This is a genomic window from Streptomyces sp. NPDC033178 (assembly GCF_055577685.1).
This window is the reverse complement of the sequence record NZ_JBVIPT010000023.1, coordinates 8,482-33,025: the sequence shown is the minus strand read 5'-3', so window position 1 is coordinate 33,025 and position 24,544 is coordinate 8,482. Positions and strand designations below refer to the sequence as shown.

Below are 24,544 nucleotides of genomic sequence, written 5' to 3'. Positions count from 1 at the left end.
GAGATCAATTCACCTTCGAATCCTCCGGATCGAACGACTTGAAAGGACCGGATCCGACGTAGGTGCTCCTCTGAAGTGCTGCGTTTTCTGGACACTCCGGCCGTGCTGCCAGACAATCGGCTCCGTGACGTCGTCCTCCGAGTTCCACACCTATCCCGCTCCCGCGCGGCTGTCGGACGCCGAGCGCGACCGGGCGCTGAGGGTGCTGCGGGAGGGCGTCGCCCTGGGAAGGCTCTCGCACGACACGTTCGTCCTGCGGATGGAACTCGCCTTCGCCGCCCGCACCTTGGACGAACTCGCCGCGCTCACCGCCGACCTCCGGACGGAGAACCGTTGGTCGCGGGCGCTGTTCGGCGCGGTCGAGGCGGTCTCCGGCTTCACCGTGCGGCTGCGCAGGGCGTGGCAGGCCGAGAAGCTGCCCAAGCTGCTGCTGCCCCGGCCGGAGAACCGGTACCCGCTGCGCATCGGCCGCGACCCGGCCAGCGGTCTGCGGCTCAGTCACGAGACGGTGTCCCGGGTGCACGCCGAGCTCACCCGCCAGGGCGGTATGTGGGTGCTGCGGGATCTGGGCTCGACCAACGGCACGTCCGTGAACGGGCGGCGTGTGATCGGTGCCGCTGTTGTCCAGGTCGGTGACCAGGTCAGCTTCGGGCGGATGGCGTTCCGGCTCGCTGCGGACTGACGCTTCGCTGTGCGGGAGGGTGGTCCTGCAGCTGCTCGTTCGTCGGGTGCGGGTTCGCTGTGGCTGGTCGCGCAGTTCCCCGCGCCCCTGAAGGGGCGCAGGTACCGGGCCTGCTTGCTCCACCCCGACGGAACCGAAGCCTCCGCCGGACGGCCCAGGCCGATGTGAACGTTTCGGCCGTGCCGTGGTGTTGACGTGCCTCCGTAGTCGTGACTCACTGTGCGTACGCCATGCACACCAAGTGAATCGATGGCTCTTCACAGCGGAGGTCAAGACGCTGCCGCCACTCCTCCGCTACCTGTCCGTCGACGAACTTGGCGTGCGGGCGGCCGCGCTCGTCGACCGCCGCCCACGGGACGCCCGGCTGCGCCAAGTGGGCACGTCACGGGCCGGACTGCCCCTGTTGCTGCTGTCCGTCGGACACGGCAGCCGCCAGGCCCTGATCGTCGCGGGACCCCACGCCAACGAGCCGGTCGGCGGCGCCACCGCCCTGCGGCTCGCCGAACGGGCCCTCGCCGACCCCCGGTTGTGCGACGGCGCCGACGTGACCTGGAACCTGCTGCTGTGCCTCGACCCCGACGGCGCCCGCCGCAACGAGGGCTGGCTGTCGGGCCCGTACACCCTCGGCCACTACTTCCGGCACTTCTTCCGCCCGGGCTTCCTCGAACAGCCCGAGTGGCTGCCCGACGGCGCGGCGGCGGCAGCCCTGCCGGAGACCCGCGCGCTGCTCGCCCTCCAGGACGAACTGCGGCCCTTCTTCCAGTGCTCCCTGCACGGTGTCGACGTGGGCGGCGGCTTCGTCGAGCTGACCCGCGACCTGCCCGGGCTGGCGCCGCGCCTCGCGCACATCGCGGGGCGCCTGGGCATCCCGCTGGAACTCGGCCCGTACGACACGCTGTACTGGCCCACCCTCGGGCCCGCGGTCTACCGGATCCCGCCCCCGCGGCGCGGCGACCTGGCCGCGGCCATCACGGAGGCGGCGGTCGAGTCCACCTGGTTCCACCCGCACCGGTACGGCACGGTGACCGCCGTCGTCGAGGCGCCCATGTGGGGCGTGGCGGCCGTGGGGGACGGCTCGGTGCCCGCGGACACCGACGGGGCCCTGCGGGCCGTCAGCCGCACGCTGCGGCGCGACACGGCCCTTCTGGAGGTCCTGCTGGCCCGTATCCGCCCCTCCCTTGACACGGCTCCGGACGCGGACCGTCTCCTCGCGCCGGTCGACGACTATTTACTGGTCTGCCCCGGCCTCGCCGACTCCTGGGACCCCGACACCGGTCCGGACACCGACGCGGACGGCGGCGCCCGTCCGCTGCCGCCGCTCGACACGGCCCGGCTGACCGCGCTGCGCATCTCCGGGCGGCGGATAGCGCTGCGCACGGCGGGGCTGCTGCGCCAGTTGGTGGCCGCTGCGGGGCAGGACCCGTCCGGTGCGACGGCCGACCTCGACCGGCTCATCGACGAGTGGTGCGCGGACTACCACGACGGCCACGGGGCTCGCTGGATCCCGGTGGCGCGGCAGGTCGAGTACCACGCGCGCGTGGTACTCGCCGCGTTCGACCTGGCGCGGCACCAGGCACCCGTCGCGCCGCCCGGCGCGAGTCCGCTCGGCACGCCTCCGATGAGGGCCGAAGTGCCGTTCGAGTGAGTCGGGGTGGGCTGCGGGGCCCGGTGTGCCGATGCACTGGCAATGACGAACACTCACAAAGCGACGGCGGCCGTACGGGCCTGTCTGCTGACCGTCTGTGCCCTCCTCGTGGCGGGTTCGGTGCCGGCCCGGGCGGCGGCGCCTCCGGAGTCGCTCGCGGGCAACTGGCTCTACGTCACCGTCACCCGGGGCGACGCCCGCTCCAGCGACACGCGCGGCACGCTGCTGCTGTGCGACCCGCCCCAGGGCCACGCGCACGCGGTACGGGCCTGCGCGGAACTCCGGGCCGCGGGCGGCGACATCGGCCGCATCCCGCCCAAGGAGGTCTACTGCCCGATGATCTACGCGCCGGTGGCCGCCTCCGCGCGCGGCGAGTGGGGCGGCCGCGCGGTCACGTACGAGGAGACGCACTCCAACTCCTGTGTGATGGCGGCACGGACGGGATCGGTGTTCGCCCTGTCGGACTGAGCCGTTCGCAGGGAACCGCCGGATACGCGTGCGCGCCGACCGCCGGGCACGCGCGCGAGCCGACCGCCGGGCACGCGCGCGTGCCGCACGAACTGGCCCACGCGCGCGTGCGGCGACGAAGAGACCTACGCGCGCGTGCCGCAGAAACGGCCTCCACGCGCGCGTGCCTCAAGCCGCCCGGTCCCGGGCGTGCCGTGCCGCCGCCACCACCGTGCGGCTCTGGTGCTCGACCTGATGCTCCAGCGGCACCCAGCGCGCCCGGAAACGCTCCGCGAACGCCTCGCTCCAGGACGCGACCAGACGCTCCAGAGGGGGCGCGGCGCGGTCGTCGGCCTCCTGGAGGACCCGCAGGAGCATCGCCGCGGCCCGCAGCGGGAGCCGTCGGCCGAACGCGTCCACGCTGCCCACGTACGCCATCGTGGAGTCCGCGGGCGGCACCTGCGCCCAGTCGCCCGCCAGTCCCGGCACCAGCTCCAGCGCCCACTTGGAGGCGCGCAGCAGCGGACCGTCCGGTCCGGGAAGGCGCGGCAGCGCCTCGGCGAGGACGCTCTCGACCTGGATCGCGTCCTGGCGGAGGCGACGCGCCAGCCGTCGCATCGCCGCCGCCGGGGCGGGATGCGGCGCGGGATCGTCGACCAGGTCGCTCGCCCACATCGGCACCTCGACCACCGCGGTCAGACCGCCGTACCGGTGGGCGTGGTACCAGGTGCTGTGCCGGGCGTCGTCCGGCATGCTCGGGTACGCCAGGTCCGAACCCGGGGCGGGCATCACATGCACACCCGGCCCGGAGGTGGGCCAGCCGGCGGCGTCCGAGGCGCCCGTCTCGACCGGGATGTTCAGCTCCGCCGCGGACTTGGCGAACGGTTCGGCGAGCCCCGGGATGTCCTTGGTCAACTGCACCCAGCTGCCGCCGAGATCCGTTCCGTGGAGGGTGACCTGGAGGTAGGGGCGGAGTTCGTCGATGACCCGGGTCAGGGCCCGCGTCTCGGGCGGCAGCCGGTCGGGCGGCAGCACGGACGGCGACCACTCGGGCTGCTCGGGCCCCGCCGGACGGAAGAAGCCGAGGTGGTAGTCGAGCAGGGTGCGCGGCGCCGGCGTCACATGGAGACTGGCGCCGTCCGGGTCCGCGCAGAGCAGGAAGTGCCAGGAGGTGTCGGCCCGCAACTCCCGCTCGCGCAGCACCCGTTCGGCCAGCGACAGGAGGGTAGAACCGCCCGTGGGCTCGTTGGCGTGGGCGCCCGCGACGACCAGCACCGCGCGCGCGGCGTGGCCCACGGAGAGCACGTGCAGGGGCCGGCCGGCGCGCGAGGAACCGACCTGTCTGAGCAAACACAGGCCCGGCCGGTGGGCCGCCAACGCCCGGGCCGAGGAGACGATTTCGGTCACACTGGGGTAGCGCAGCTCCGGCAGGAGACTCACCCCCGACTAGGTCCGCCCGGCGTCGCAATCCGCAGTACTCCACGGACCGGATGAACTGTCAAGGATGTGAAGGGGCGCCACCAGGGAGCGCCCAGCAGCATTTACCGGTAGCCGGGGGGCAATTTGCCCCCGGACGGCGGGCGCGGCCCGTGCACTCCGCCGGGCGCCGCCGGTCAGCCGCCCACCCCGGATCCGCCGCCGGAGTCGTCGATCCGCTCCAGCAGCACCACGGGCAACGGTCCGAAAAGCTCCTCCACGCGCGCGTGCCCCGTGAACTCCCGCCCCGGAGCGAGCAGGTCCGCCCACCGCCCCGCGGGCAACGCAAGTACCGTGTCGCGCCAGCCGCCCGCCTCCTCCAGGCGCAGCGACAGCCGGGTGACGGCCGTGACCACCTCCCCGGAGCGCACGAACGCCACACAGTGCGCGGCGCCAGGACCCTGGGCGAGAAGCGGCGTGTACGTCGCCGACTCGCCGAAGACGGCGGGCCGCCGCCCGCGCAGCCGCAGCGCGGCCCCGGTGAGCGCGGCCTTCTCCGCGGAGAGGCCGTCCGGGTCGACCGGCGGGAAGTCCGCGGGCCGCCGGTTGTCCGGGTCCACCAGAGCCCGGTACTCGACCTCCGTGCCCTGGTAGAGGTCCGGCACGCCCGGCATCGTCAGATGGACCAGCGCGGCCCCCAGGACGTTCGCGCGCACATGAGGCTCGACGGAACTCCGGAACCCGGCCACCAGCTGCCCGGGCGTCCCGCACGGCCCCGCCTTGAGGAACTCCGTCACGGCGGCCTCGTACGCGGGATCCTGCTCGGTCCACGAGGTGCCGAGGCCCGCCTCGCGGACGTGCTTCAGGAGCGCGCCCTGGAGCCGCTCCCCGGCCGCGGGACCGAGCCCGACCGCTGTCTGCCATGCGGCCCAGGCCACCTGCGGATCCGGCGCGCCGACCCCTTCGGCCGCCGTCCACCCGGTCACCTCGGCCAGCAGGTCGGCCCAGCGCGACGGCATCTGAGTGAGCACCGAGATCGCCGCCCGTACGTCGGCGCTGCGCTTGGTGTCGTGCGTGGACAGGACGGTGCCGGTGGCGGGCCAGTCGCGCTGCACCCGCGCGCAGTACGCGTGGAAGTCCTCCGGGGACACGGCCGGGGACCCCGGTTCGCCGCCCACCTCGGTCGCCGACAGCAGCGGAACGTAACGGTAGAACGCGGTGTCCTCCACGGACTTGGCCCGCAGCGCCGACGCGGTCTGCGCGAACCGCGCCCGGAACGCCTCGTGCTCGGGCCCGTCGCCGATCCGGCCGAGCACCAGGCCCCGTACGAGATCGACCGCCTGGGCCTCCTCGGGCACCTGGAAGGCCTGGCGTGCCTCGTCCGCGGCCTCCTCGGTGACGACCGTCGCGGCGTCCCCGGAGGTGTAGGGCCGGTAGACCTCCAGGCGGACGAGGAGTTCCCGCAGAGCGGTGCGCAGGGCCCAGGGGGCGCGGTCGCGCAGCGCGGGGTCGGGCGAGGTGCGGCACAGACGGTCCGCCTCGCGCGTGAGCCGGTCGACCTCGGCGGCCAGCTCGTGATGGACCACCTTGTACGCGGCCCGCCGCACGGTCGCCTCCCAGACGCCCCCGCGGTCGGCCTGGGGGGCCGCGAACCGCCGGTACTGGCCGAGGAGTTCCCCCGCGCCCGCCGGGTCCGTGAAGAGGCCGTCCACGTGCCGCAGCGCGTCGTATCCGGTGGTGCCCGCGACCGGCCAGGCGGCGGGCAGCGGCTCGCCGTCCGCGAGGATCTTCTCGACGACCGTCCAGCGCCCGCCCGTCGCCTCGTGGAGACGGCGGAGGTAGGCGTCGGGGTCGGCGAGGCCGTCCGGGTGGTCGATCCGCAGCCCGTCGACCACGCCCTCGTCCAGCAGCTGGAGGATCTTCCCGTGCGTGGCCGCGAACACCTCCGGGTCCTCGACGCGCACCCCGATGAGCTCCGAGATGCTGAAGAACCGCCGGTAGTTGAGCTCCGTGCGGGCCAGCCGCCACCACCCCAGGCGGTACCACTGCGCGTCCAGGAGCCGGGGCAGCGGCAGCTTCTCCGTGCCTGCCCGCAGCGGGAACACGTGGTCGTAGTAGCGCAGGACGTCCCCGTCGACCTCCAGGGCGCCGCTCTCCGCACCGAGCGGCTGCCCCAGCACCGGCAGCAGCATCCGTCCCTCGTGGGCCCGCCAGTCGATGTCGAACCAGCGCGCGTACGGCGAGTCGGGGCCCTCGCGCAGCACCTCCCACAGGGCGTGGTTGTGGCGCGGGGCCATCGCCATGTGGTTCGGCACGATGTCCACCACGAGACCCAGACCGTGCTCCCGCGCGGTGCGCGACAGGGACCGCAGCCCGGTCTCGCCGCCGAGTTCGTCGCGTACGCGCGCGTGGTCCACGACGTCGTAGCCGTGCCCCGAACCCGGAACCGACTCCAGGACCGGCGACAGATGCAGATGCGAGACGCCGAGCGAGGCCAGATACGGGACGGCCGCCTCGGCCGCCCCGAAGGGGAACTCCGGTTGCAGCTGGAGCCGGTAGGTGGCGGTCGGCGCGGCGGGGGCCACCGGGTCGGGACGCTCAGGTGTCATGGGAACCTACGTACCCGCCCGGGGGCGGTTTGCGCCATCGACACGCTTGCGCTCCGCGTCTCGCTCCGCGGGGTGCGCCGATTGAAGGTGCGGGTTCGCTTCGGCTGGGGTGCGCAGTTCCCCGCGCCCCTGAAGGGCGGCGGTACCCGCGCGCCCTCGTAGGCGCCCGGGTACCGCTGGACCTTTCCCTGCTTCTACGCCGGTCGCTGTAGCACCATCATGCTGTGGTCCACCAGTGACAGGCGGTCGCCCGCCTGGACCTTCGCGCCCGTGCCGCGTTCCAGGCCGGACGGCCGCGCCGTGTCGACGACGACCTGCCACTGGCGCCCGTGGTTGACCGGCACCACGAACTCCAGCGTCTTCGGCGAGGCGTTGAACATCAGCAGGAACGAGTCGTCGCTGATGCGCTCACCGCGCGGCCCCGGTTCCGAGATCGCGTTGCCGTTGAGGAACACCGACAGGGCCCGCGCCTGTGTGGAGTTCCAGTCGCGCTGGGTCATCTCCTCGCCCTCGGGGGTGAACCAGGCGATGTCCGACAGCTCGTCGTGGGTGCCCTCCACGGATCGGCCGTGGAAGAACCGGCGCCGCCGGAAGACCGGATGGTCCCGGCGCAGCCACACCATCGCGCGGGTGAACTCCAGCAGCTCGGCATCGCCCTCGCCCTCGGCGTTCTCGGGCCACGGCACCCAGGACAGCTCGTTGTCCTGGCAGTACGCGTTGTTGTTGCCGCTCTGCGTGCGCCCGAACTCGTCGCCGTGGCTCAGCATCGGCACGCCCTGGGAGAGCATCAGCGTCGCGGTGAAGTTGCGCATCTGACGCGCCCGCAGCTCCAGGACCCCTGGATCGTCGGTGTCGCCCTCGGCCCCGCAGTTCCACGACCGGTTGTGGCTCTCGCCGTCGCGGTTGTCCTCGCCGTTCGCGTCGTTGCGCTTCTCGTTGTACGACACCAGGTCGTGCAGCGTGAACCCGTCGTGGCAGGTGACGAAGTTGATGGACGCCAGCGGGCGCCGCCCGTCGTCCTGGTAGAGGTCCGAGGAGCCCGTGAGCCGGGACGCGAACTCCGCGAGCGTCTGCGGCTCGCCGCGCCACATGTCCCGTACGGTGTCGCGGTACTTTCCGTTCCACTCGGTCCACAGGGGCGGGAAGTTGCCCACCTGGTAGCCGCCCTCGCCGACGTCCCAGGGCTCGGCGATCAGCTTCACCTGGGAGACCACGGGGTCCTGCTGCACGAGGTCGAAGAACGACGACAGCCGGTCCACCTCGTGGAACTGCCGGGCCAGGGTCGCCGCCAGGTCGAAGCGGAACCCGTCGACGTGCATCTCGGTGACCCAGTAGCGCAGCGAGTCCATGATCAGCTGGAGCACGTGCGGGGAGCGCATGAGCAGCGAGTTGCCCGTCCCCGTGGTGTCCATGTAGTAGCGGGGGTCGTCCGTCAGCCGGTAGTACGAGGCGTTGTCGAGCCCCTTGAAGGACAGCGTCGGCCCCAGGTGGTTGCCCTCGGCGGTGTGGTTGTAGACCACGTCGAGGATGACCTCGATACCGGCCTCGTGCAGTGCCCGGACGGCCGACTTGAACTCCAGGACCTGCTGTCCGCGGTCGCCCCAGGAGGCGTACGCGTTGTGCGGGGCGAAGAAACCGATGGTGTTGTAGCCCCAGTAGTTGTTGAGGCCCATGTCGACCAGACGGTGGTCGTTCACGAACTGGTGAACGGGCATCAGTTCCAGTGCCGTGACGCCCAGTTCGGTCAGGTGTTCGATGATGACGGGGTGGGCGAGAGCCGCGTACGTGCCGCGCAGCTCGTCCGGCAGCCCCGGGTGCCGCATCGTCAGGCCCTTCACGTGGGCCTCGTACAGGAGCGTGTGGTGGTACTCGGTGCGCGGGCGCCGGTCGTCGCCCCAGTCGAAGTACGGGTTGACCACCACGGAACTCATCGTGTGGGGAGCCGAGTCCAGGTCGTTGCGCTTGCCCGGAGACCCGAAGTGGTAGCCGTACACCTCCTCGCCCCATTCGATGCCGCCGCTTATGGCCTTCGCGTAGGGGTCGAGCAGCAGCTTCGCGGAGTTGCAGCGCTGCCCCCGCTCGGGCGCGTACGGACCGTGCACACGGAAGCCGTACCGCTGGCCCGGCATGATGCCGGGCAGGTACGCGTGCCGTACGAACGCGTCGGTCTCGCGCAGCTCTATCGCCGTCTCCGAGCCGTCGTCGTGCAGAAGGCACAGCTCGATCCGGTCGGCGGCCTCCGAGAAGACCGCGAAGTTGGTGCCGGCGCCGTCGTACGTGGCACCGAGTGGGTACGCCTGTCCAGGCCAGACCTGCATGGATGCAACTCTTCCAGTTGTGCGACGTCGCCGGGGGCGACTCCCGCCCGAGTCTCCCCGAAAGTGATGGAACCACCTATGACTTACGTCCCTCTTACCGAACGACCAGTGCATACGCGGTATGCCGAACCAGTGGGACTCGAGCGACTCCTATAGATGCAGGGGGAGTAGGGGGAAATGTGCGCACGATAGTGCACCGCCATCTGGGCAAGGTGGTGGCGGGTGCGGCCATCGCGGTCGCCGGGACCGCCGTCATGGTCGGGATCACCCTGCCGGGCTCGGCGGGTGCCGACGACTCCGGTGGCGGCAACGGGACGGGCCAGACCTCCCAGCAGGCCGGACAGAGCCAGGACCAGGCTCAGGGGGCCGTACAGCCCGGCGTCGTCGAGGACGCCCCGGCCGAGGGCGACAAGGGCAAGGGGCGCGACCCGCTCACCGACGACGAGACCGAGCGTGTCGAGAAGCTCGCCCTCGACCGGCAGCTCTTCCGCACCAGCGAGAACGTCGAGGGCGACAAGGGTCCCCAGCGGATCACCGTCGACCTCGCCGAGCCCGACGAGAGCGAACTGGACGACCCGAACGCGCCGCGCCGCGCCGAGGTGTCGTTCTACGACTACAAGGACGACTCGCTCGTCACCAAGACCGTGAACCTCGACACCGGCAAGGTCGAGGGGACCGACACCCAGCACGGCGTCCAGCCGCCGCTCAGCCGTGCCGAGACCGTCGAGGCCGCACAGCTCCTGATCGCCGACCGGCTCGGCGCCGGCCTGAAGGCCGACTTCAAGGACGCCACCGGCAAGGAGCTGACCACTCCCGACCAGCTGTTGCTCAACAGCATGGTCTACCGGGCGAACGCCGGTACGCCCGCGGCCCTCGCCGACTGCGGCAAGCACCGCTGCCTGCGGCTCTTCGTGAAGGCCAAGAACGGTCCCTGGATCGACAGCCGTGACCTGGTGGTCGATCTGAGCGCCCGGAAGATCGCCAAGGTCGGCTGACCCGCCCTTCCGTTCGGCCTCTCGCGTTCACCGGCCTCGGAGCACCGGGGGTCGGTTCACCTTTCCAACTTTCCTGCTTGTGCAAGGGAGTCATTTCTTCATGCGCGTGAACAACATCGGTCGCGCCCGCAGGCGGACGGCGGTGGGCCTCTCGGTGGCCGCCCTGACCGTCGGCGCCACCACGGCCGCGGGACCGGCCGTCGCCCAGCCCAAGGTCGCCCCCGCGGCGGCCGCCGACTGCAGTGCGGCGTACAAGATCGAGCAGACGCTCGCCACCGGCACCAAGTGGTCGATGTGCTGGCACTACGAGAGCGAGGCCGGGCTCGTCCTGGAGAACGTCTCGTACCAGCCCAAGGGCGAGGCCGCCCCCATACGTGTCCTGACGAGCGCGAAGCTCGCCCAGATCCACGTCCCCTACGACGACGGCTCGGTCGAGTACGACGACCTCACCGGCGCCGGATTCGGCCAGGGCCTGATGAACATGGCCCCCGGGGAGTGCCCCGGCGGCACCATCAAGACGGTCAAGGTCCCGGACTCCTGGGACCCGGAGCACCCGAACGTCAAGGGCCTGTGCACCACGACCCGTTCGCGCGGCCACGCCTACCGCATGCAGGGCGACTCGGCGAGCAAGGTCTTCCAGCAGCAGGGCAAGGACCTGCTGGTCTACACCGTCAACCAGGTCGGCTGGTACGAGTACATCACCGAGTGGCGCTTCTCGGACGACGGTGCGATCAACATGAACGTCGGCGCCACCGGCAGCCTCTCGCCCGGTGACTACGACGCCGGTGACGGCCGCGGCTGGCCGATCGGCAAGGGCGCCAAGTCGTACGCCACCAGCCACAGCCACAACGTCTTCTGGCGGCTCAACTTCGGCCTCGACGGCAACTCCAAGAACAAGGTCGAGCAGTACGACTCCGTGGTCAGCCCGCCCGCCGCCAACGGCGAGGCGCCGCGCAACAAGACCACCCGCACGCCGATCACCAAGGAACTCGCGGGCGACGCCAAGAACATGCGCTGGTGGCGTGTGGTCAGCACGACCGGCAAGAACAAGGACGAGCACGCCCGCTCGTACGAACTCGTCCCGGGCGCCACCTCCAAGTACCCGGGCCGCAGCTACACCAAGCACGACGTCTACTTCACCCAGTACAAGAAGTGCGAGCAGTTCGCCAGCAACAACCTGCGCAACTGCGGTACCGGAGCCGGTAAGTCCGTCGACAAGTGGGTCAACGGACAGAACCTCACGCACCCCGTGGCCTGGGTGAACATCGGTTTCCACCATGTCGCCCGGGACGAGGACCAGCAGCCCATGCCGGTCCACTGGCAGGGCTTCTCGCTGGCCCCGCGTGACGTCACCGCTATGAATCCGCTCACTCCGCCGGAGCTGGCCGATCAGAACGGCCAAATAGAACGCGGTAGTTGAGAAACGACCTGTCCATCCGGCTGCACCGTCCGCCGCTCCCGGAGTACCCTTCCTTGATCGTTGGCTGGGGGAGTGCTCGGGGGAGCGGAAGGCGGTGCGCGGGTGGGGTCCGGAGGGCTGGAGTTGCCCCCTGGTGACGGCGGTCACGAGGGGAGCTCCACGGATGCCCCACCGGGCGCGGTGTCCCTGGCGCGACCGATGGAGATCGGAGCGGAGCTGGACTGGGGCGCCGACGCCTGGCGCGAGGTGCGTACGCGCGCCCAGCGGGCGGGCCGGGCCTACATCTGGCTGAACCTCGTCGAACAGCGGCTGCGCGCGGTCGTGGCCGCTGTTCTGCGCCCGATCTACGAACCCGTCCACGGTGAGGACGACTGGGTGGTCGCCGCCGCAGGACCCGCTGGGCAGGAGTGGGTGCAGCGCGCCGTCGCCGTACGCGAAGTCAGCCGCCGCAAGGGCTACTTGCTCGACCCCGCCGACGACAACGTCCTGAGCTTTCTCACGTTGCCCCAGCTGCGCGAGCTGATGGTGCAGCACTGGCCGTGCTTCGAGCCGTACTTCGACGAGCGCCGGGACGTGGAACTCGCCCTGGACGAACTGGAAGTCACCCGCAACGTCGTCTCGCGCAACAGGGCGCTGTCCGAGGCCGTCCTCGCCCAGGCCGAGCGCGCCTCCGCGAAGCTCCTGGAAATACTCGGCGCGGGCAGCGACGTACCGTCCGCGCGCCGGCTCCCCGTCGACGCGGTCGAGAACCTGGTCGGCGACCGGTACGCGGACGTGGTGGGCGTGCACTCGGACCGGGTGCGGCTGATGCGGCAGTTCCCCGCCGAGGACATCTTCGGCGGAGCCCGCCGGCTCGACGCCATCGGTATCGGCCTCAACCTCCTGGTGCAGAACTTCTCGGGGCGGCGGCTCGTCAGGCTGGCCGAGTCCGGCTGCCGGGTGCGGCTGCTGTTCCTGAACCCGGCCTCCAGCGCGGTCAAGCGCCGTGAGCGTGAACTGGGCATCAAGCGGGGTGAGTTGAGCCGCTCCGTCGAGATGAACATCCTGCACATGCGCCGGGTCCGGGCCCGGCTGCGCGATCCCGGCGCCTTCGAGATCCAGGTCTACGACGAGACGCCCCGCTTCACGGCGTACCTCGTCGACGGGGACGGCTCGGACGGCATAGCGGTCGTGCAGTCGTATCTGCGGCGGACGCGCGGGATGGAGGCGCCGGTGCTCGTGCTGCGCGGCGGGGGACGGGTGTTGAAGCCGGACGAGGTCGGCGAAGAAGGGCTTTTCGGGACGTATCGCGAGGAGTTCGAGGTGGCTTGGGCCGATTCGCGACCTGTGTCCTGACGGGCGTCAAGCGGAATGCGGTCGTCGGATTGTCAGTGGCCCATGGGATCGTGGAGGTCATTGGGGGATCGCACCACGAAGAAGGGGGCCGGCATGGGTTGGCACGGGGAGCTGCTGGTCGGCTTCGACCTGGAGACGACCGGGACGGATCCGCGCGAGGCGCGCATCGTCACCGGGGCCGTGATCGAGGTCAGGGGAACGGAGCCGGTCGGGCACCGCGAATGGCTCGCCGACCCGGGAGTCGAGATCCCGGCGGACGCGGTGGCAGTGCACGGGATCAGCAACGAAAGGGCGACGGCCGACGGCAGGCCCGCCGACCAGGTGGCCGACGCGATCGCCTCGGTCCTCGTCTCGTACTGGCAGTCGGGCGTCCCGGTCGTCGCGTACAACGCGGCCTTCGACCTGACCCTGCTCTCCGCCGAACTGCGGCGGCACGGACTGCCGTCACTGCGCGACCGGCTCGGCGGAGTCGATCCCGCGCCGGTCATCGACCCGTACACGATCGACCGCTCCGTGGACCGCTACCGCCGCGGCAAGCGGAATCTCGAAGCGGTCTGCGCGGAGTACGGCATCGCGCTCGACTCCGCCCACGACGCCTCGGCGGACGCCCTGGCCGCGGCCCGTCTCGCCGGCGCGATAGCCGCCCGCCACCCCAAGGTCGCCGCCCTCGGCCCGGCGGAGCTCCACCGCCGCCAGATCGAGTGGTACGCGGAATGGGCGGCCGACTTCCAGAGCTTCCTGCGCCGCAAGGGGGACGTGACGGCGGTGGTCGACGGGACGTGGCCGGTACGGGACCTGGCGGACGAGCGGGTCTGAACCACTCGTTCACGCGGGTCGTTCACGCCGGTCGTTCACGCGGGTCGTTCACGCCCGTTGTTCGCGCCGCTCGTTCACGCCTGGTTCGGGGTCGGGTTCAGGCTCGGGCTCGCGATGGGCTCGATGCGCGGCTCGGCCAGGCGGGCGTAGTCGGAGCCCGACATGACGAGGGAGCGGTCGAGGCGGGCCGCGTTGAAGTAGAGGCGCGGCCGGGCCACGACCTCCGGGTCGGCGACGACCTCCAGTTCGGGATCGAAGCTGAACGGCAGCACGGTGCCGGGTACGGAGCGGGCCAGCCGCTCCGCCGTGGCCGCGTCGCTGAACCCGGCATAGCGGGCGGAGTAGAGCGCACGGATGGCATCGAGGTCCACGCGCCGGTCTCCGGGGACCACCGCGAGGACGTTGCGGGTGGTCCTGCGGTCGACCTTGACCCGCAGGACGATGCACTTCGCGGCCTCGGACTCGGGGTGGCCGCGCAGGGCACAGACGGCTTCGGTACTTCCTTCAGGCTCGTGGTCGATGAGTCCGTAAGCGACGGAGGCGGTGTCGAGGAGGGCGATCAGACGCTCGTAGGTGTCGTAGGTGTCGTGGGTGCGGTCGCGATCGAGGGTGTCGTGGTCAGGCATGCGGTGTCCTTCTCCGGAGGGGCGGTGGACCGGTGGGCGCGCTCGACTGCCTGGCCCCAGTACGTTCCGGTGACCAGCAGGGTCGCGCCGAGGGCGGTGACGGGCGTGAAGTGGTCGCCGGCGAGGGCGATGCCGACCGCGGCGGCCCAGATCGGCTCGGTGCCGAGCAGGAGGCTGGCCCGGCTTGCCGAGGTGCGCTGGACGGCCCAGGTCTGCGCGAGGAAGGCGAACACGCTGCAGAACAGGGCGAGATAGAGCAGCTGGGCCCAGCCCGCGAAGCCGATGTGGGCGAGCGTGGACAGTTCGCCGGAGGCAGGCAGCAGGAACAGCGCCGAGCCGACGAGGGTCTGCACGGTGGTCAGCCGCAGTGGGCGGATCGCACGGTTCACGGTGAGCCGGCCGACGAGTGCCACATGCACCGCCCGGATCAGCGCCGCGGCGAGCATCAGCAGGTCGCCGAGGCGGGGCGCGTGGAAGCCGTTGCCCGACATGAGGAGGCCGACGGCCAGCAGGCACACACCGGCTGCCGCGTAGAAGGACAGCGGGAGGCCCCCACGGTGGCCCGAGCGGTCGAGGAGAGGAGTGATCACGATGGTCAGGCTGATGATCAGCCCCGCGTTCGCGGCACTCGTGTGGGCGACGCCGTATGTCTCCACCACCAGGACGGCCGCCTGGGTGACCCCCAGAGGCACACCGATCCGGAGTTCGTCGCGGGTCCACCCGCCGGACTTCCGGTCGGTGGCGACCAGACCGAGACAGGCGATCGCGGAGAGGGCGTACCGCGCGAACAGCACCACCAGGACGGGCAGCACGGCGGTGGCCGTCTGGGCGGACAGATAGCTGGAACCCCAGACGAGGGCGACAAGGAGGAGTACCGCATCGGTACGGCGGGCATCGGGCACGCGCTCACCCTGCACCGTCCACGTCCCTGAAGCCCAGAGCCAACTTCTTAAACGATCCTTTAGCATTCCTACATCGGGAACGAAGCGATCCCTGGGACGAGGACGGGGACGCGGACTGGGATGAGGACATGGACGAACGGCAGCTGAGGATCCTGCGTGAGCTGGGCGAACTCGGCAGCGTCACCGCGGTCGCCGAGGCGCTGCTCGTGACGCCCTCGGCGATCTCCCAGCAACTACGGCTGCTCCAGCGCGCGATCCCCGTCCCGCTCACCGAGCGCCAGGGGCGGCGGCTGGCGCTCACCGACGCCGGGCAGGCGCTGGCCGGGGCGGCGATCGAGGTGGAGACGGCGCTGGAGCGCGCCCGGCACACCGTCGCGGAGTTCGTCGACCGGCCGGACGGCGAGGTGTCGGTGGCGGCCTTCCACAGTGCGGCCTCGGCGTTCTTCCCGCTGCTGCTCCAGGCGCTCGCCGCGCCCGGCGGACCACGGCTGTCCCTCGCCGACGCGGATGTGACGCAGGACGACTTCCCGCCGCTGACCAGGGAGTACGACCTCGTGCTCGCCCACCGCCTCGAACACACCCCTGGCTGGCCGCGCACGGTCACCGCCACCACCCTCCTGCGCGAACCGCTCGACGTGGCGATGCCCGCCGACCACCCGCTGGCCGTCAAACGGCGGCTCACCCCGCGCGATGTGGCCGACGAGCCCTGGATCACGGCACACGACGGCTTCCCGGTGGTGGCGACCATCGACGCCATCGCCACGGCCGCGGGCCGTCGCGTCCGTCTCGCCCACCGCATCAACGAGTTCGCGGTGGTCGCCGAGGTCGTGGCCGCCGGAGGGGGCCTCGCCCTGATGCCGCGCTGGACGATGCGCCCGCACCCCGCGCTGGTGCTCAAACCGCTCAGCGGTGTTCAGGCCCGTCGGCACATCGACGCGCTCCACCGCCCCGAACGCACGGCCCGCAAGGCCGTACGGACGGTGCTCGCCGAACTGGACCGGGCGGCCGGGACGATCCGGGGCCGAGGCTGACCCCCCTTTTCTTGCGGCTCGGTGCGCCCTGAAGGGAGAAGCCCAAGGGAGGGCCTCAGAAGGGATACCAGCGAACCGTTTCGTCGCCGTCCCGCAGTGACGCCACCCGGCGCTCGAACTCCGCCAGTGCCTTCGGATTGCTGGGTGCGTGCTGGGAGACCCAGGCGCAGCTGGCCGTCTCGCGGGCCCCGCGCAGCACCCCGCAGCCTCCCCACTCGCGCACGTCCCAGCCGTACGCCTGAGTGAACGCGTCGTACGCCTCGGCGGGCAGCCCGTACCGGTCGCGGGAGAGCGCCATGACCACGAGGTCGTGTTCGCGCAGGTCGGTGGAGAAGGTCTCAAGGTCGACCAGGACCGGCCCGTCGGGGCCGATGTGGACGTTGCGGGGCAGCGCGTCGCCGTGGATCGGGCCCGGCGTCAGATGCGGGGTGAGTGCGGCGGCGGCCGTGGCGAAGCCGTCGCGCCGGTCCCGTAGGAACGCGGCGTCCGCCGGGTCGATCGCGTCGCCCGCGAGCCGCAGCCACCGCTCTACGCCGCCCAGCAGTTCGCGGCGCGGCAGCGTGAAGACGGGGGAGGGCAGGGCATGCACCAGTCGCAGCAGTTCGGCGAGATCGCCGGGTTCGGCGGGGCGTACGGGAGCGGGCAGCCGGTGCCACACCGTCACCGGGTGACCGGACACGGACCGCGCTCCGGACTCGGCGGCCCGCACCGCGGGGACGCCCGCCTCGGCGAGCCAGACGGCGATGGCCAGTTCCCGCCGCGCCCGGTCGAGGAGTTCGGCGTCGCGTCCCACCTTGACCACCAGGTCGCCGGCGGCGAACACGGCGTTCTCACCCAGCGCGAGCAGCTCCGCGCCCCGGTCGAACCCCGCCTCGGCGAGCACGTCCCGCGCCTGTGCCTCGTCCATCACTCGCCTCCCGTGGAGCCCTTGGTTCTCGTCCGGTTCTCGTCCGGTTGACTTCCGGTTGTCGTCGCGTCGGCGGTCGAGATCACGCCATACGCCGCCCAGTGTCGCATTCGCACTGGTGGGAGCCCTCAGGAGGGTGTGCGCGCTGCCTTGACGGCGTGTCAGTACGTCAGCACGATGACGAGGGCCGCCGGGACGGCCAGACCCGTACGAGTCGCCCGAAGGAGCTGATTCCGTGACATCGGCGACCGTGAGGAAGCGGTCAGGGAAGCGGTCAGCGAGGGGTGCGCCGGGCGGAGGCAGAGGAGGAGGGGGAGGCGGCGGCGCGGGGAACCGCCTCGTCGACCACGGCGCCTGGTTCCTGGTGTTGCCCGCCCTGATCCCGATCCTGGTGCTCAGCGTCGGACCGCTCCTCTACGGCATCGCGCTGGCGTTCACCGACTCCCAGTCGGGCCGCACCGAGCCCACCCAGTGGATCGGGACCCTCAACTTCCAGGACCTGCTGCACGACACCCTGTTCTGGGACTCGTTCCGGATCGGTCTGCTGTGGGCGGTGGGGGTCACGGTCCCGCAGTTCCTCCTCGCCCTCGGCCTCGCCCTGCTGCTCAACGAGAACCTCCGCTTCCGCTGGCTGGCACGGTCGCTCGCGATCATCCCGTGGGCCATGCCCGAGGTGGTGGTCGGCATCATGTGGCGGCTCGTCTACAACCCGGACGCGGGCATCCTCAACGAGACGATCCGCGACCTGGGCCTGGGCGATGGCCGCGACTGGCTGAGCGGCCTGGCCACCGCCCTGCCCGCGGTGATCGTGGTCGGCGTCTGGGCGGGTATGCCCCAGACGACGGTCGCCCTGCTCGCCGGACTGCAGAACACCCCGCGCGAACTGCACGAGGCGGCGGCGATGGACGGCGCGGGCGCCTGGCGCCGCTTCCGCACGGTGACCTGGCCCGCCCTCAAACCGGTCGCACTCGCCATCACTGCGCTGAATTTCATTTGGAACTTCAATTCCTTCGCCCTGGTGTACGTCCTGACTAACGGCGGGCCCGGCGGGCGCACCCGGCTGCCGATGCTGTTCGCGTACGAAGAGGCCTTCCGCTACGGGCAGTTCGGGTACGCGGCGGCGATGGGGTGTGTGATGGTCGCGGTGATCTCGGTGATCCTCGCCCTCCACCTGGTCGGCCGGCTGAGGGGAGGCGAGGACGCGTGAAGACCCGGAAATCGGCTCGCACGGGCCAGTACCTCGCGCTTCTCGCGTATCTCGTCTTTCTCGCCTTCCCCTTCCTCTGGCTGATCTCCACCGCCTTCAAACCGCCGCGGGAGCTGGGGAGTCTGCATCCGACCTGGATCCCCAAGGACCCGACGCTCGCCAACTTCCGGCAGGCCTTCGACGAACAGCCGCTGCTGGACGCCGCGTTGAACTCGCTGATCGCGGCGGTCGGCGCGGCGGTGATCGCCGTACTGATCGCGACCCCGATGGCGTACGTCATGGCCCGGCACCGCACACGGCTCGCGAGGGCCGCGACCGGCTGGGTCGTGGTCAGCCAGGCCTTTCCGTTCGTGCTGGTGATCATCCCGCTGTTCCTGGTCCTGAAGAACCTGCGGCTGATCAACTCCGTACCGGGTCTGATCATGGTGTACGTCGTGTGGGCGCTGCCGTTCGCACTGTGGATGCTCGTGGGGTACGTACGGGCCGTGCCGACCGAGCTGGAGGAGGCCGCGGCCGTCGACGGCGCCGGCAGGCTGCGGACACTGGTCTCGATCACCGCGCCGCTGCTCGCGCCGGGGATCGTCGCCACGGCACTGTTCGCCTTCATCAGCGCGTGGAACGAGTTCTTCTTCGCGCTGGTGCTCCTCAAGACCCCGGAGAAACAGACTCTTCCGGTCGTCCTCACGCACTTCCTCGGTGCGGAGGGCGTGGCGGACCTCGGGCCCCTCGCGGCCGCCGCGTTCCTGGCGACCCTGCCCTCGCTGGTCGTCTTCGCGGTCATCCAGAAACGGATCACGGGCGGGATGCTCGCCGGGGCGGTGAAGAGCTGATGCGGACGAAACGGCTCGTCGCGATGGTGGTGGCGCTGCTGCTCACGGGCAGTGCGGCCTGCACCGGCGACGACAGCGACTCGCAGGACGGCAGGATCACCCTCCGCTTCCAGTCCCTCGCCTGGCAGGAGGAGTCCGTCGACGTCAACAAGGAACTGGTGAAGGAGTGGAACGCCGCCCATCCGGACGTCAAGGTCGAGTACGTACAGGGGAGTTGGGACAGCGTCCACGACCAGCTGCTCACCTCCTTCGAGGGCGGTGAGGCGCCGGACATCATCCATGACGCCTCGGACGACCTCGCGGACTTCGCGTACGGCGGGTATCTCGCGGATCTGCGTGAACTGCTGCCGGAGCGGCTCAAGTCCGATATTCCACAGCGGAGTTGGGAGACCGTGACCTTCGGGGACGGGGTCTACGGCGTGCCGTTCCTCCAGGAGCCGCGCGTCCTGATCGCCAACGCAGAGTGGCTGAGGGAGTCGAGCGTACGGATTCCCACGCCCGAAAAGCCCTGGAGCTGGGACGAGTTCAGGTCGATCACCGATGAACTGGGCGATGGGGAAGGCAAGTACGGTGTGGCCTGGCCGCTCAAGGAGCCCGTGTCGGCGACCCTGAACCTGTCGCTCTCGACCGGCGGGCAGTTGTTCCACCGGGGTGCCGACGGCAAGGTGCGCATCCGGTTCGGCGCGGGCGACGAGGTGGTGCCGCGCACCATCCACGACCAGGTCAACACCGATGGCAGCGCGTCGAGTTCGACACTCGGCAGCGGTGGGTCCGACACGTTGCCCGGCTTCTTCGGCGGCAAGTACGCGATGGTTCCGCTCGGGTTCTCCTACCGGCAGCAGATCGTGCAGCAGGCGCCGAAGGGTTTCGAATGGCAGGTGTTGCCCGCGCCAGCCGGTGCGGACGGGCTCACCCAGGGGGTGAGTCCGCAGACCCTGTCCGTCGCGGAGGACAGCCCGCACAAGAAGGAGGCCGCCGCGTTCATCGACTTCCTGCTCCAGCCGCGGAACATGGTGCGGCTTGCGCTAGGCGACTGGATGCTGCCGACCGGTACGGAGGCGCTCCGGGATCCGGCGCTGCGGGTCGAGGAGGACGGGTGGGCGGTCGGGACAGCGCTTGCGCGGTATCTGCGGTCGGCGCCGGCGCAGTCCGTGCGGGGGTATCCGGAGTGGAAGGACAAGGTGGCCACGCCTGCGTTTCAGGAGTACTACAGCGGGGCCATTGGGCTTGGTGAGTTGCGTGAGCGGTTGGTGGGGGACGGGAATCTGGTGCTTGCGCGATATCAGAGGTGACGGGGCGCTGCCGCTGGGCTTGGGGACGGGGTGGTTTGTTGGGTGCCGGGCGGTGGGGCTGGTTGCGGCGTTCCCCGCGCCCCTAAAGACTGCGCAGTTCCCCGCGCCCCCAAAGACTGCGCCGTTCCCCGCGCCCCTTAGGGGTGGGCCCCTGGAGGAACGTGCGGGTGAAAATCGGTTGTCCGGGGTGGCCCCGGCCGCCTAGCGTGCCGGGTGTGGGTATCAATGCGATTTTTTCTTCCGGTCTCGGCCGGGGCTGCGCGTACTCCATTCGGATGCGTTGCGCCCCCGGTGCCCTGACCGGCCCGGGGATCTGCGCCCGCTGACGGCATTCGCCGCAGGGGTGCCCCCTCTCACGTACGCCTTGAAGCAGGTACGCGGCTGACGCGTGCCCGTTTGTGCGCGTCCTTTTTCCTCCCTTCCGGTCGGGGCCTTCGTCTGCCCGTTTTCACCCTCACGGAAGACAAGGACCGCAGGCCATGGCCCGCCCCACCCACGTTTCGCGCACGCTCTCGCAGAACTTCCTCACCGACCGTGCCACCGCGGACCGCTTCGCCCGGCTCGCCGTACCGCCGCGGCACCCGCCCCTGGTACTCGAAGTGGGCGCGGGCAAAGGCGCGTTGACAGAGGTGCTCGCCCCCCGCTGCCGGGAGCTGCTCGCCTACGAGATCGACCCACGACTCGTGCCCGCCCTGCGCGCCCGTTTCTCCGGGACGCCCCAAGTGCGGGTGATCGGCGGCGACTTCCTCGCCGCGCGGCCTCCGGGCAGCCCCTTCTCCGTCGCCGGGAACGTGCCCTTCTCACGTACCGCGGACGTCGTCGACTGGTGTCTGCGCGCGCCCGGCCTCACGGACGCCACGCTCCTCGCCCAGCTCGAATACGCCCGCAAACGCACCGGGGACTACGGGAGTTGGACCCTGCTCACCGTCCGTACCTGGCCGCGCTTCGAGTGGCGGTTCCTCGGGCGGGTCACCAGGACCAGGTTCCGGCCCGTACCCCGGGTCGACGCCGGAATCGTACGCATCGAGCGACGCCGTACCCCGCTGCTCGACCGGACCTCGTACGACGACTGGCGGCACCTCGTCGAGCTCGGTTTCTCGGGGGTCGGCGGCTCGTTGCACGCCTCGCTGCGCCGGGCCCATCCGAGGCGCCGGGTGGATGCCGCGTTCCGGGCCGCGCGGCTCGACCCTCGTGCGCTCGTCGGGGAGGTGCCGCCCGAGCAGTGGCTGGGCCTCCACGACGTGCTGGCGTCGCGGTGAGCCGTGGACGGCGGACGGCCGCAATTAAGTTGCACGAGACGTATCGTCTCGTTTATGGTCGGCTCATGACCACCTCACGCCCCGCCCACATCGCCATGTTCTCCATCGCCGCCCACGGGCATGTGAACCCGAGCCTTGAGGTGATCCGGGAGCTCATCGCCCGCGGGCACCGGGTCACGTACGCGATTCCGCCCGTCTTCGCCGAGAAGGTCGCGGAGACGGGCGCCGAGCCGAAGCTCTGGAATTCGACCCTGCCGTCCCCGGACGACGACCCCTCGGCATGGGGGACCACACTCCTGGACAACGTGGAGCCCTTCCTGGCCGACGCGATCCAGGCACTTCCGCAGCTCATCGAGGCGTACGAGGGCGACGAACCGGACCTCGTACTGCACGACATCACCTCGTACCCGGCCCGTGTCCTCGCCCACCGCTGGGGCGTCCCGGCCGTCTCGCTGTCGCCGAACCTCGTTGCCTGGGAGGGGTACGAGGAGGAGGTCGCCGAGCCCATGTGGGCGGAGCCGAAGCAGACCGAGCGGGGCAGGGCGTACTACGCGCGCTTCCACGCCTGGCTGGAGGAGAACGGGATCACCGAGCATCCAGACCCGTTCACCGGCCGCCCCGCCCGTTCCGTCGTGCTGATCCCGAAGGCCCTGCAGCCGAACGCCGACCGGGTCGACGAGTCGGTGTACACCTTCGTCGGCGCCTGCCAGGGCGACCGTGCCGCCCAGGGTGAGTGGCGGCGGCCCGCCGGTGCCGAGCGTGTCGCCCTCGTGTCCCTGGGGTCCTCCTTCACCAAGCAGCCCGCCTTCTATCGCGAGTGCGTGCAGGCGTTCCGCGATCTGCCGGGCTGGCACGTGGTGCTGCAGATCGGCAAGCACGTCGACCCCGCGGAGCTCGGCGAGGTTCCGGGGAACGTCGAAGTGCGGGACTGGGTACCGCAGTTGGCGATCCTCAAGCAGGCCGACGCCTTCATCACGCACGCGGGCGCCGGCGGCAGCCAGGAAGGACTGGCCACCGCCACGCCGATGGTCTGTGTGCCCCAGGCCGTCGACCAGTTCGGCAACGCGGACATGCTTCAGGCGCTCGGCGTCGCCCGGCACCTGCCGATGGAGGAGGCGACGGCCGAGACCCTGCGCGAGGCCGTACTCACGCTCACCGAAGACCCGGACGTCGCGCGGCGGCTCAAGGAGATCCAGGCGGGAATGGCGACCGAGGGCGGCACGGCACGCGCGGCGGATCTGATCGAGGCGGAAATCCCCAACAGCGCCACGGCACATGACTGAACCTTTACCGAGACCGGAAGGGGTGTGATCGGGTAACCGTCCGCGAAATCGAGTGACCCTCCGCGAACCGGGGTGACCGTCCGCGAACTCGGAATTCCCACGGGTCACGGTTGTAGGGCCAACGGTGAAGCCATGGCGCCCTTTGGATAACGGGACGGTCATTCGATAACGCTCGGGTAACGCGGCATCCGCCCGGTCAGGGCATGGACAGGGTTATGGGGTTGGACGGTTACCCCCTGTCGAAGGTTGCACGGGTCACTTCTTGTTCCTTGCATGAACACCTTCCTAGCGTGAGGTGAACTCACTACGAACGCTGGGAAGTTGATCAATGCGCCGAGACATACCGCCCCTCGCCGAGGTACGCCGCCTCACCGAGAAGAAGCGTGACGCGTGGTGGACCGTGCTGCTCGTCGACCCGGTGGCCACGCCGCTGGTGAGGCTCACCGCGATGCGTACGAGGATCACGCCGAACCAGATCACCTGGGGGGCGTTCCTGCTCGGCCTGGTCTCGGCGGCCTGCTTCGCCCTCGGCGACTGGCGGTGGCTGATCGCCGGCGCCCTCGTCTACCACCTGAGTTTCATCCTCGACTGCATGGACGGGAAGGTGGCCCGGCTGACCGGCCAGGGCTCCGTCTTCGGGGCCTGGCTGGACTTCGTCTTCGACCGTATCCGGGTGGCGGTGTGCGGGGTCGCGCTGATGGCCGGACAGTACGACCGCACCGGTGACACCATCTATATCTGGCTGGCCCTCGCGGTCGTCGGCCTCGACACGCTGCGGTACATCAACTCCCTGGAGATCTTCAAGATCCGCTACAACATGCGCAAGCAGATCAAGGCGCGGGTGCGGGAGGCCCGCCGCGCGGAGAACTCCGCCGAGGTCGCCTTCATGGAGGACCTGCTGCGCAACAATCCGTCGGCGGACATCGAACACGACATCCTCAAGACATCGACCGTGTCCGCACCGGGCTCCGGTCCGGTCCAACCGGCCCTCGATCTCGCCCAGCCTGCCTCCGGCCTCGCCGACCCGGCCTCCGACCCGGCCGCCCCGGGCTCCGACCAGGCCGACCTGGCCTCCGAAGAAACCGCCGACGCTCCCCGGAAGCCCCAGGGCCAGGTCATCGACCTCCAGCAGGAGTTCCGCCACCGCTTCCCGGTCTATCTCCGGATGCGGTCCTTCCTCCTGCGCCACCGGATTCGTACGCACCTGGTGAGCGGCATCGAATTCCAGATGGGCGTCTTCATCGTCGGCCCGCTCCTCGACGCGGTCATCGAGGCGACCCTGGTCTCCGGCGCCCTGCTTCTCGTCTTCGAACTCGCCATCATCTACAAGCTGTTGCTCTCCACCCGTGACTTCACCCGCACCATCGACTCCTTCGAGCGGGACGAGGTGGCCACGGCGGCCTGATCCGGCGTGGCGCACACGACGGCGTGGGGGGGGGGGGGGGGGGGGGGGAGGGAGGGGGGGGGGGGGGGGTGGGGGGGGGGTGGGGGGGGGTGGGTGGCGCCAGGAATCGTCGGAACCAT

At 70.8% G+C, this 24,544-nt stretch carries 19 protein-coding genes and 1 pseudogene; 14 read left to right on the top strand and 6 right to left on the bottom strand.

What is annotated here, in order from left to right; genetic code table 11:
• Positions 1 to 124: 124 nt before the first annotated feature.
• The 3 genes and pseudogenes from ACZ5VQ_RS41345 to ACZ5VQ_RS41335 all read left to right on the top strand — a co-directional run bounded on the left by ACZ5VQ_RS41345 (position 125) and on the right by ACZ5VQ_RS41335 (position 2,795).
• Entirely contained in the window at positions 125 to 682 is a 558-nt protein-coding gene (locus ACZ5VQ_RS41345; protein WP_362086070.1) for a DUF1707 and FHA domain-containing protein, read from the top strand.
• Between the two features lie 277 nt (positions 683 to 959).
• A pseudogene (locus tag ACZ5VQ_RS41340) lies at positions 960 to 2,373 on the top strand (M14 family zinc carboxypeptidase).
• Positions 2,370 to 2,795: an SSI family serine proteinase inhibitor gene (locus ACZ5VQ_RS41335; protein WP_469109504.1), complete on the top strand. Its 426-nt coding sequence runs from the start codon at positions 2,370 to 2,372 to the stop codon at positions 2,793 to 2,795. Before ACZ5VQ_RS41340 ends, ACZ5VQ_RS41335 begins: the two are co-directional and overlap by 4 nt.
• Before the next feature lie 168 nt (positions 2,796 to 2,963).
• Here the strand turns inward: ACZ5VQ_RS41335 and ACZ5VQ_RS41330 are convergent, their stop codons facing one another.
• From ACZ5VQ_RS41330 to glgX, 3 genes are all read right to left on the bottom strand, one after another.
• Complete coding sequence (locus tag ACZ5VQ_RS41330) at positions 2,964 to 4,214, bottom strand: M14 family zinc carboxypeptidase (RefSeq protein WP_469109503.1); 1,251 nt, start codon at positions 4,212 to 4,214, stop codon at positions 2,964 to 2,966.
• 173 nt (positions 4,215 to 4,387) lie between these two features.
• On the bottom strand, positions 4,388 to 6,799 hold the full coding sequence (treY, locus tag ACZ5VQ_RS41325) for a malto-oligosyltrehalose synthase (RefSeq protein WP_469109502.1): 2,412 nt from the start codon (positions 6,797 to 6,799) through the stop codon (positions 4,388 to 4,390).
• 194 nt (positions 6,800 to 6,993) lie between these two features.
• Entirely contained in the window at positions 6,994 to 9,117 is a 2,124-nt protein-coding gene (gene glgX, locus ACZ5VQ_RS41320; RefSeq protein ID WP_469109501.1) for a glycogen debranching protein GlgX, read from the bottom strand.
• 179 nt (positions 9,118 to 9,296) lie between these two features.
• Between glgX and ACZ5VQ_RS41315 the strand changes: the two genes are divergently transcribed.
• The 4 genes from ACZ5VQ_RS41315 (at position 9,297) to ACZ5VQ_RS41300 (ending at position 13,683) form a co-directional block, all read left to right on the top strand.
• On the top strand, positions 9,297 to 10,112 hold the full coding sequence (locus ACZ5VQ_RS41315; RefSeq protein ID WP_469109500.1) for a Tat pathway signal sequence domain protein: 816 nt from the start codon (positions 9,297 to 9,299) through the stop codon (positions 10,110 to 10,112).
• Between the two features lie 100 nt (positions 10,113 to 10,212).
• Positions 10,213 to 11,532, top strand: coding sequence for a copper amine oxidase (locus tag ACZ5VQ_RS41310; protein WP_469109499.1), 1,320 nt, complete (start codon positions 10,213 to 10,215; stop codon positions 11,530 to 11,532).
• A 102-nt stretch (positions 11,533 to 11,634) separates the two neighbouring features.
• Complete coding sequence (locus ACZ5VQ_RS41305; protein ID WP_055616093.1) at positions 11,635 to 12,867, top strand: SAV2148 family HEPN domain-containing protein; 1,233 nt, start codon at positions 11,635 to 11,637, stop codon at positions 12,865 to 12,867.
• 93 nt (positions 12,868 to 12,960) lie between these two features.
• Positions 12,961 to 13,683, top strand: coding sequence for an exonuclease domain-containing protein (locus ACZ5VQ_RS41300; protein WP_469109498.1), 723 nt, complete (start codon positions 12,961 to 12,963; stop codon positions 13,681 to 13,683).
• Positions 13,684 to 13,757: 74 nt separating this feature from the next.
• Here the strand turns inward: ACZ5VQ_RS41300 and ACZ5VQ_RS41295 are convergent, their stop codons facing one another.
• Positions 13,758 to 14,309, bottom strand: a complete 552-nt coding sequence (locus ACZ5VQ_RS41295; protein WP_469109497.1) for a YbaK/EbsC family protein — start codon at positions 14,307 to 14,309, stop codon at positions 13,758 to 13,760.
• Entirely contained in the window at positions 14,243 to 15,211 is a 969-nt protein-coding gene (locus ACZ5VQ_RS41290) for a DMT family transporter (RefSeq protein WP_469109496.1), read from the bottom strand. Before ACZ5VQ_RS41290 ends, ACZ5VQ_RS41295 begins: the two co-directional genes overlap by 67 nt.
• Before the next feature lie 128 nt (positions 15,212 to 15,339).
• On the opposite strand from ACZ5VQ_RS41290, the gene ACZ5VQ_RS41285 reads away from it, so the two are divergent.
• Positions 15,340 to 16,242: a LysR family transcriptional regulator gene (locus tag ACZ5VQ_RS41285; RefSeq protein ID WP_469109495.1), complete on the top strand. Its 903-nt coding sequence runs from the start codon at positions 15,340 to 15,342 to the stop codon at positions 16,240 to 16,242.
• 55 nt (positions 16,243 to 16,297) lie between these two features.
• Here the strand turns inward: ACZ5VQ_RS41285 and ACZ5VQ_RS41280 are convergent, their stop codons facing one another.
• A complete protein-coding gene (locus ACZ5VQ_RS41280) occupies positions 16,298 to 17,149 on the bottom strand; it encodes a phosphotransferase enzyme family protein (RefSeq protein WP_469109494.1) in 852 nt (283 codons plus the stop codon).
• 235 nt (positions 17,150 to 17,384) lie between these two features.
• Here ACZ5VQ_RS41280 and ACZ5VQ_RS41275 point away from each other — a divergent pair, with 235 nt between their 5' ends.
• The 6 genes from ACZ5VQ_RS41275 to ACZ5VQ_RS41250 all read left to right on the top strand — a co-directional run bounded on the left by ACZ5VQ_RS41275 (position 17,385) and on the right by ACZ5VQ_RS41250 (position 24,425).
• Entirely contained in the window at positions 17,385 to 18,356 is a 972-nt protein-coding gene (locus ACZ5VQ_RS41275; RefSeq protein WP_469109493.1) for a carbohydrate ABC transporter permease, read from the top strand.
• Entirely contained in the window at positions 18,353 to 19,186 is an 834-nt protein-coding gene (locus tag ACZ5VQ_RS41270) for a carbohydrate ABC transporter permease (protein ID WP_469109492.1), read from the top strand. The genes ACZ5VQ_RS41275 and ACZ5VQ_RS41270 overlap by 4 nt, the downstream gene beginning before the upstream one ends.
• Positions 19,186 to 20,478, top strand: a complete 1,293-nt coding sequence (locus tag ACZ5VQ_RS41265; RefSeq protein ID WP_469109491.1) for an ABC transporter substrate-binding protein — start codon at positions 19,186 to 19,188, stop codon at positions 20,476 to 20,478. Before ACZ5VQ_RS41270 ends, ACZ5VQ_RS41265 begins: the two co-directional genes overlap by 1 nt.
• 479 nt (positions 20,479 to 20,957) lie before the next feature.
• A complete protein-coding gene (gene erm, locus ACZ5VQ_RS41260; RefSeq protein WP_469109490.1) occupies positions 20,958 to 21,737 on the top strand; it encodes an ErmE/ErmH/ErmO/ErmR family 23S rRNA (adenine(2058)-N(6))-methyltransferase in 780 nt (259 codons plus the stop codon).
• A 65-nt stretch (positions 21,738 to 21,802) separates the two neighbouring features.
• Complete coding sequence (gene mgt, locus ACZ5VQ_RS41255; RefSeq protein ID WP_469109489.1) at positions 21,803 to 23,020, top strand: macrolide-inactivating glycosyltransferase; 1,218 nt, start codon at positions 21,803 to 21,805, stop codon at positions 23,018 to 23,020.
• A 328-nt stretch (positions 23,021 to 23,348) separates the two neighbouring features.
• Positions 23,349 to 24,425: a CDP-alcohol phosphatidyltransferase family protein gene (locus ACZ5VQ_RS41250; RefSeq protein WP_469109488.1), complete on the top strand. Its 1,077-nt coding sequence runs from the start codon at positions 23,349 to 23,351 to the stop codon at positions 24,423 to 24,425.
• Positions 24,426 to 24,544 lie beyond the last annotated feature (119 nt).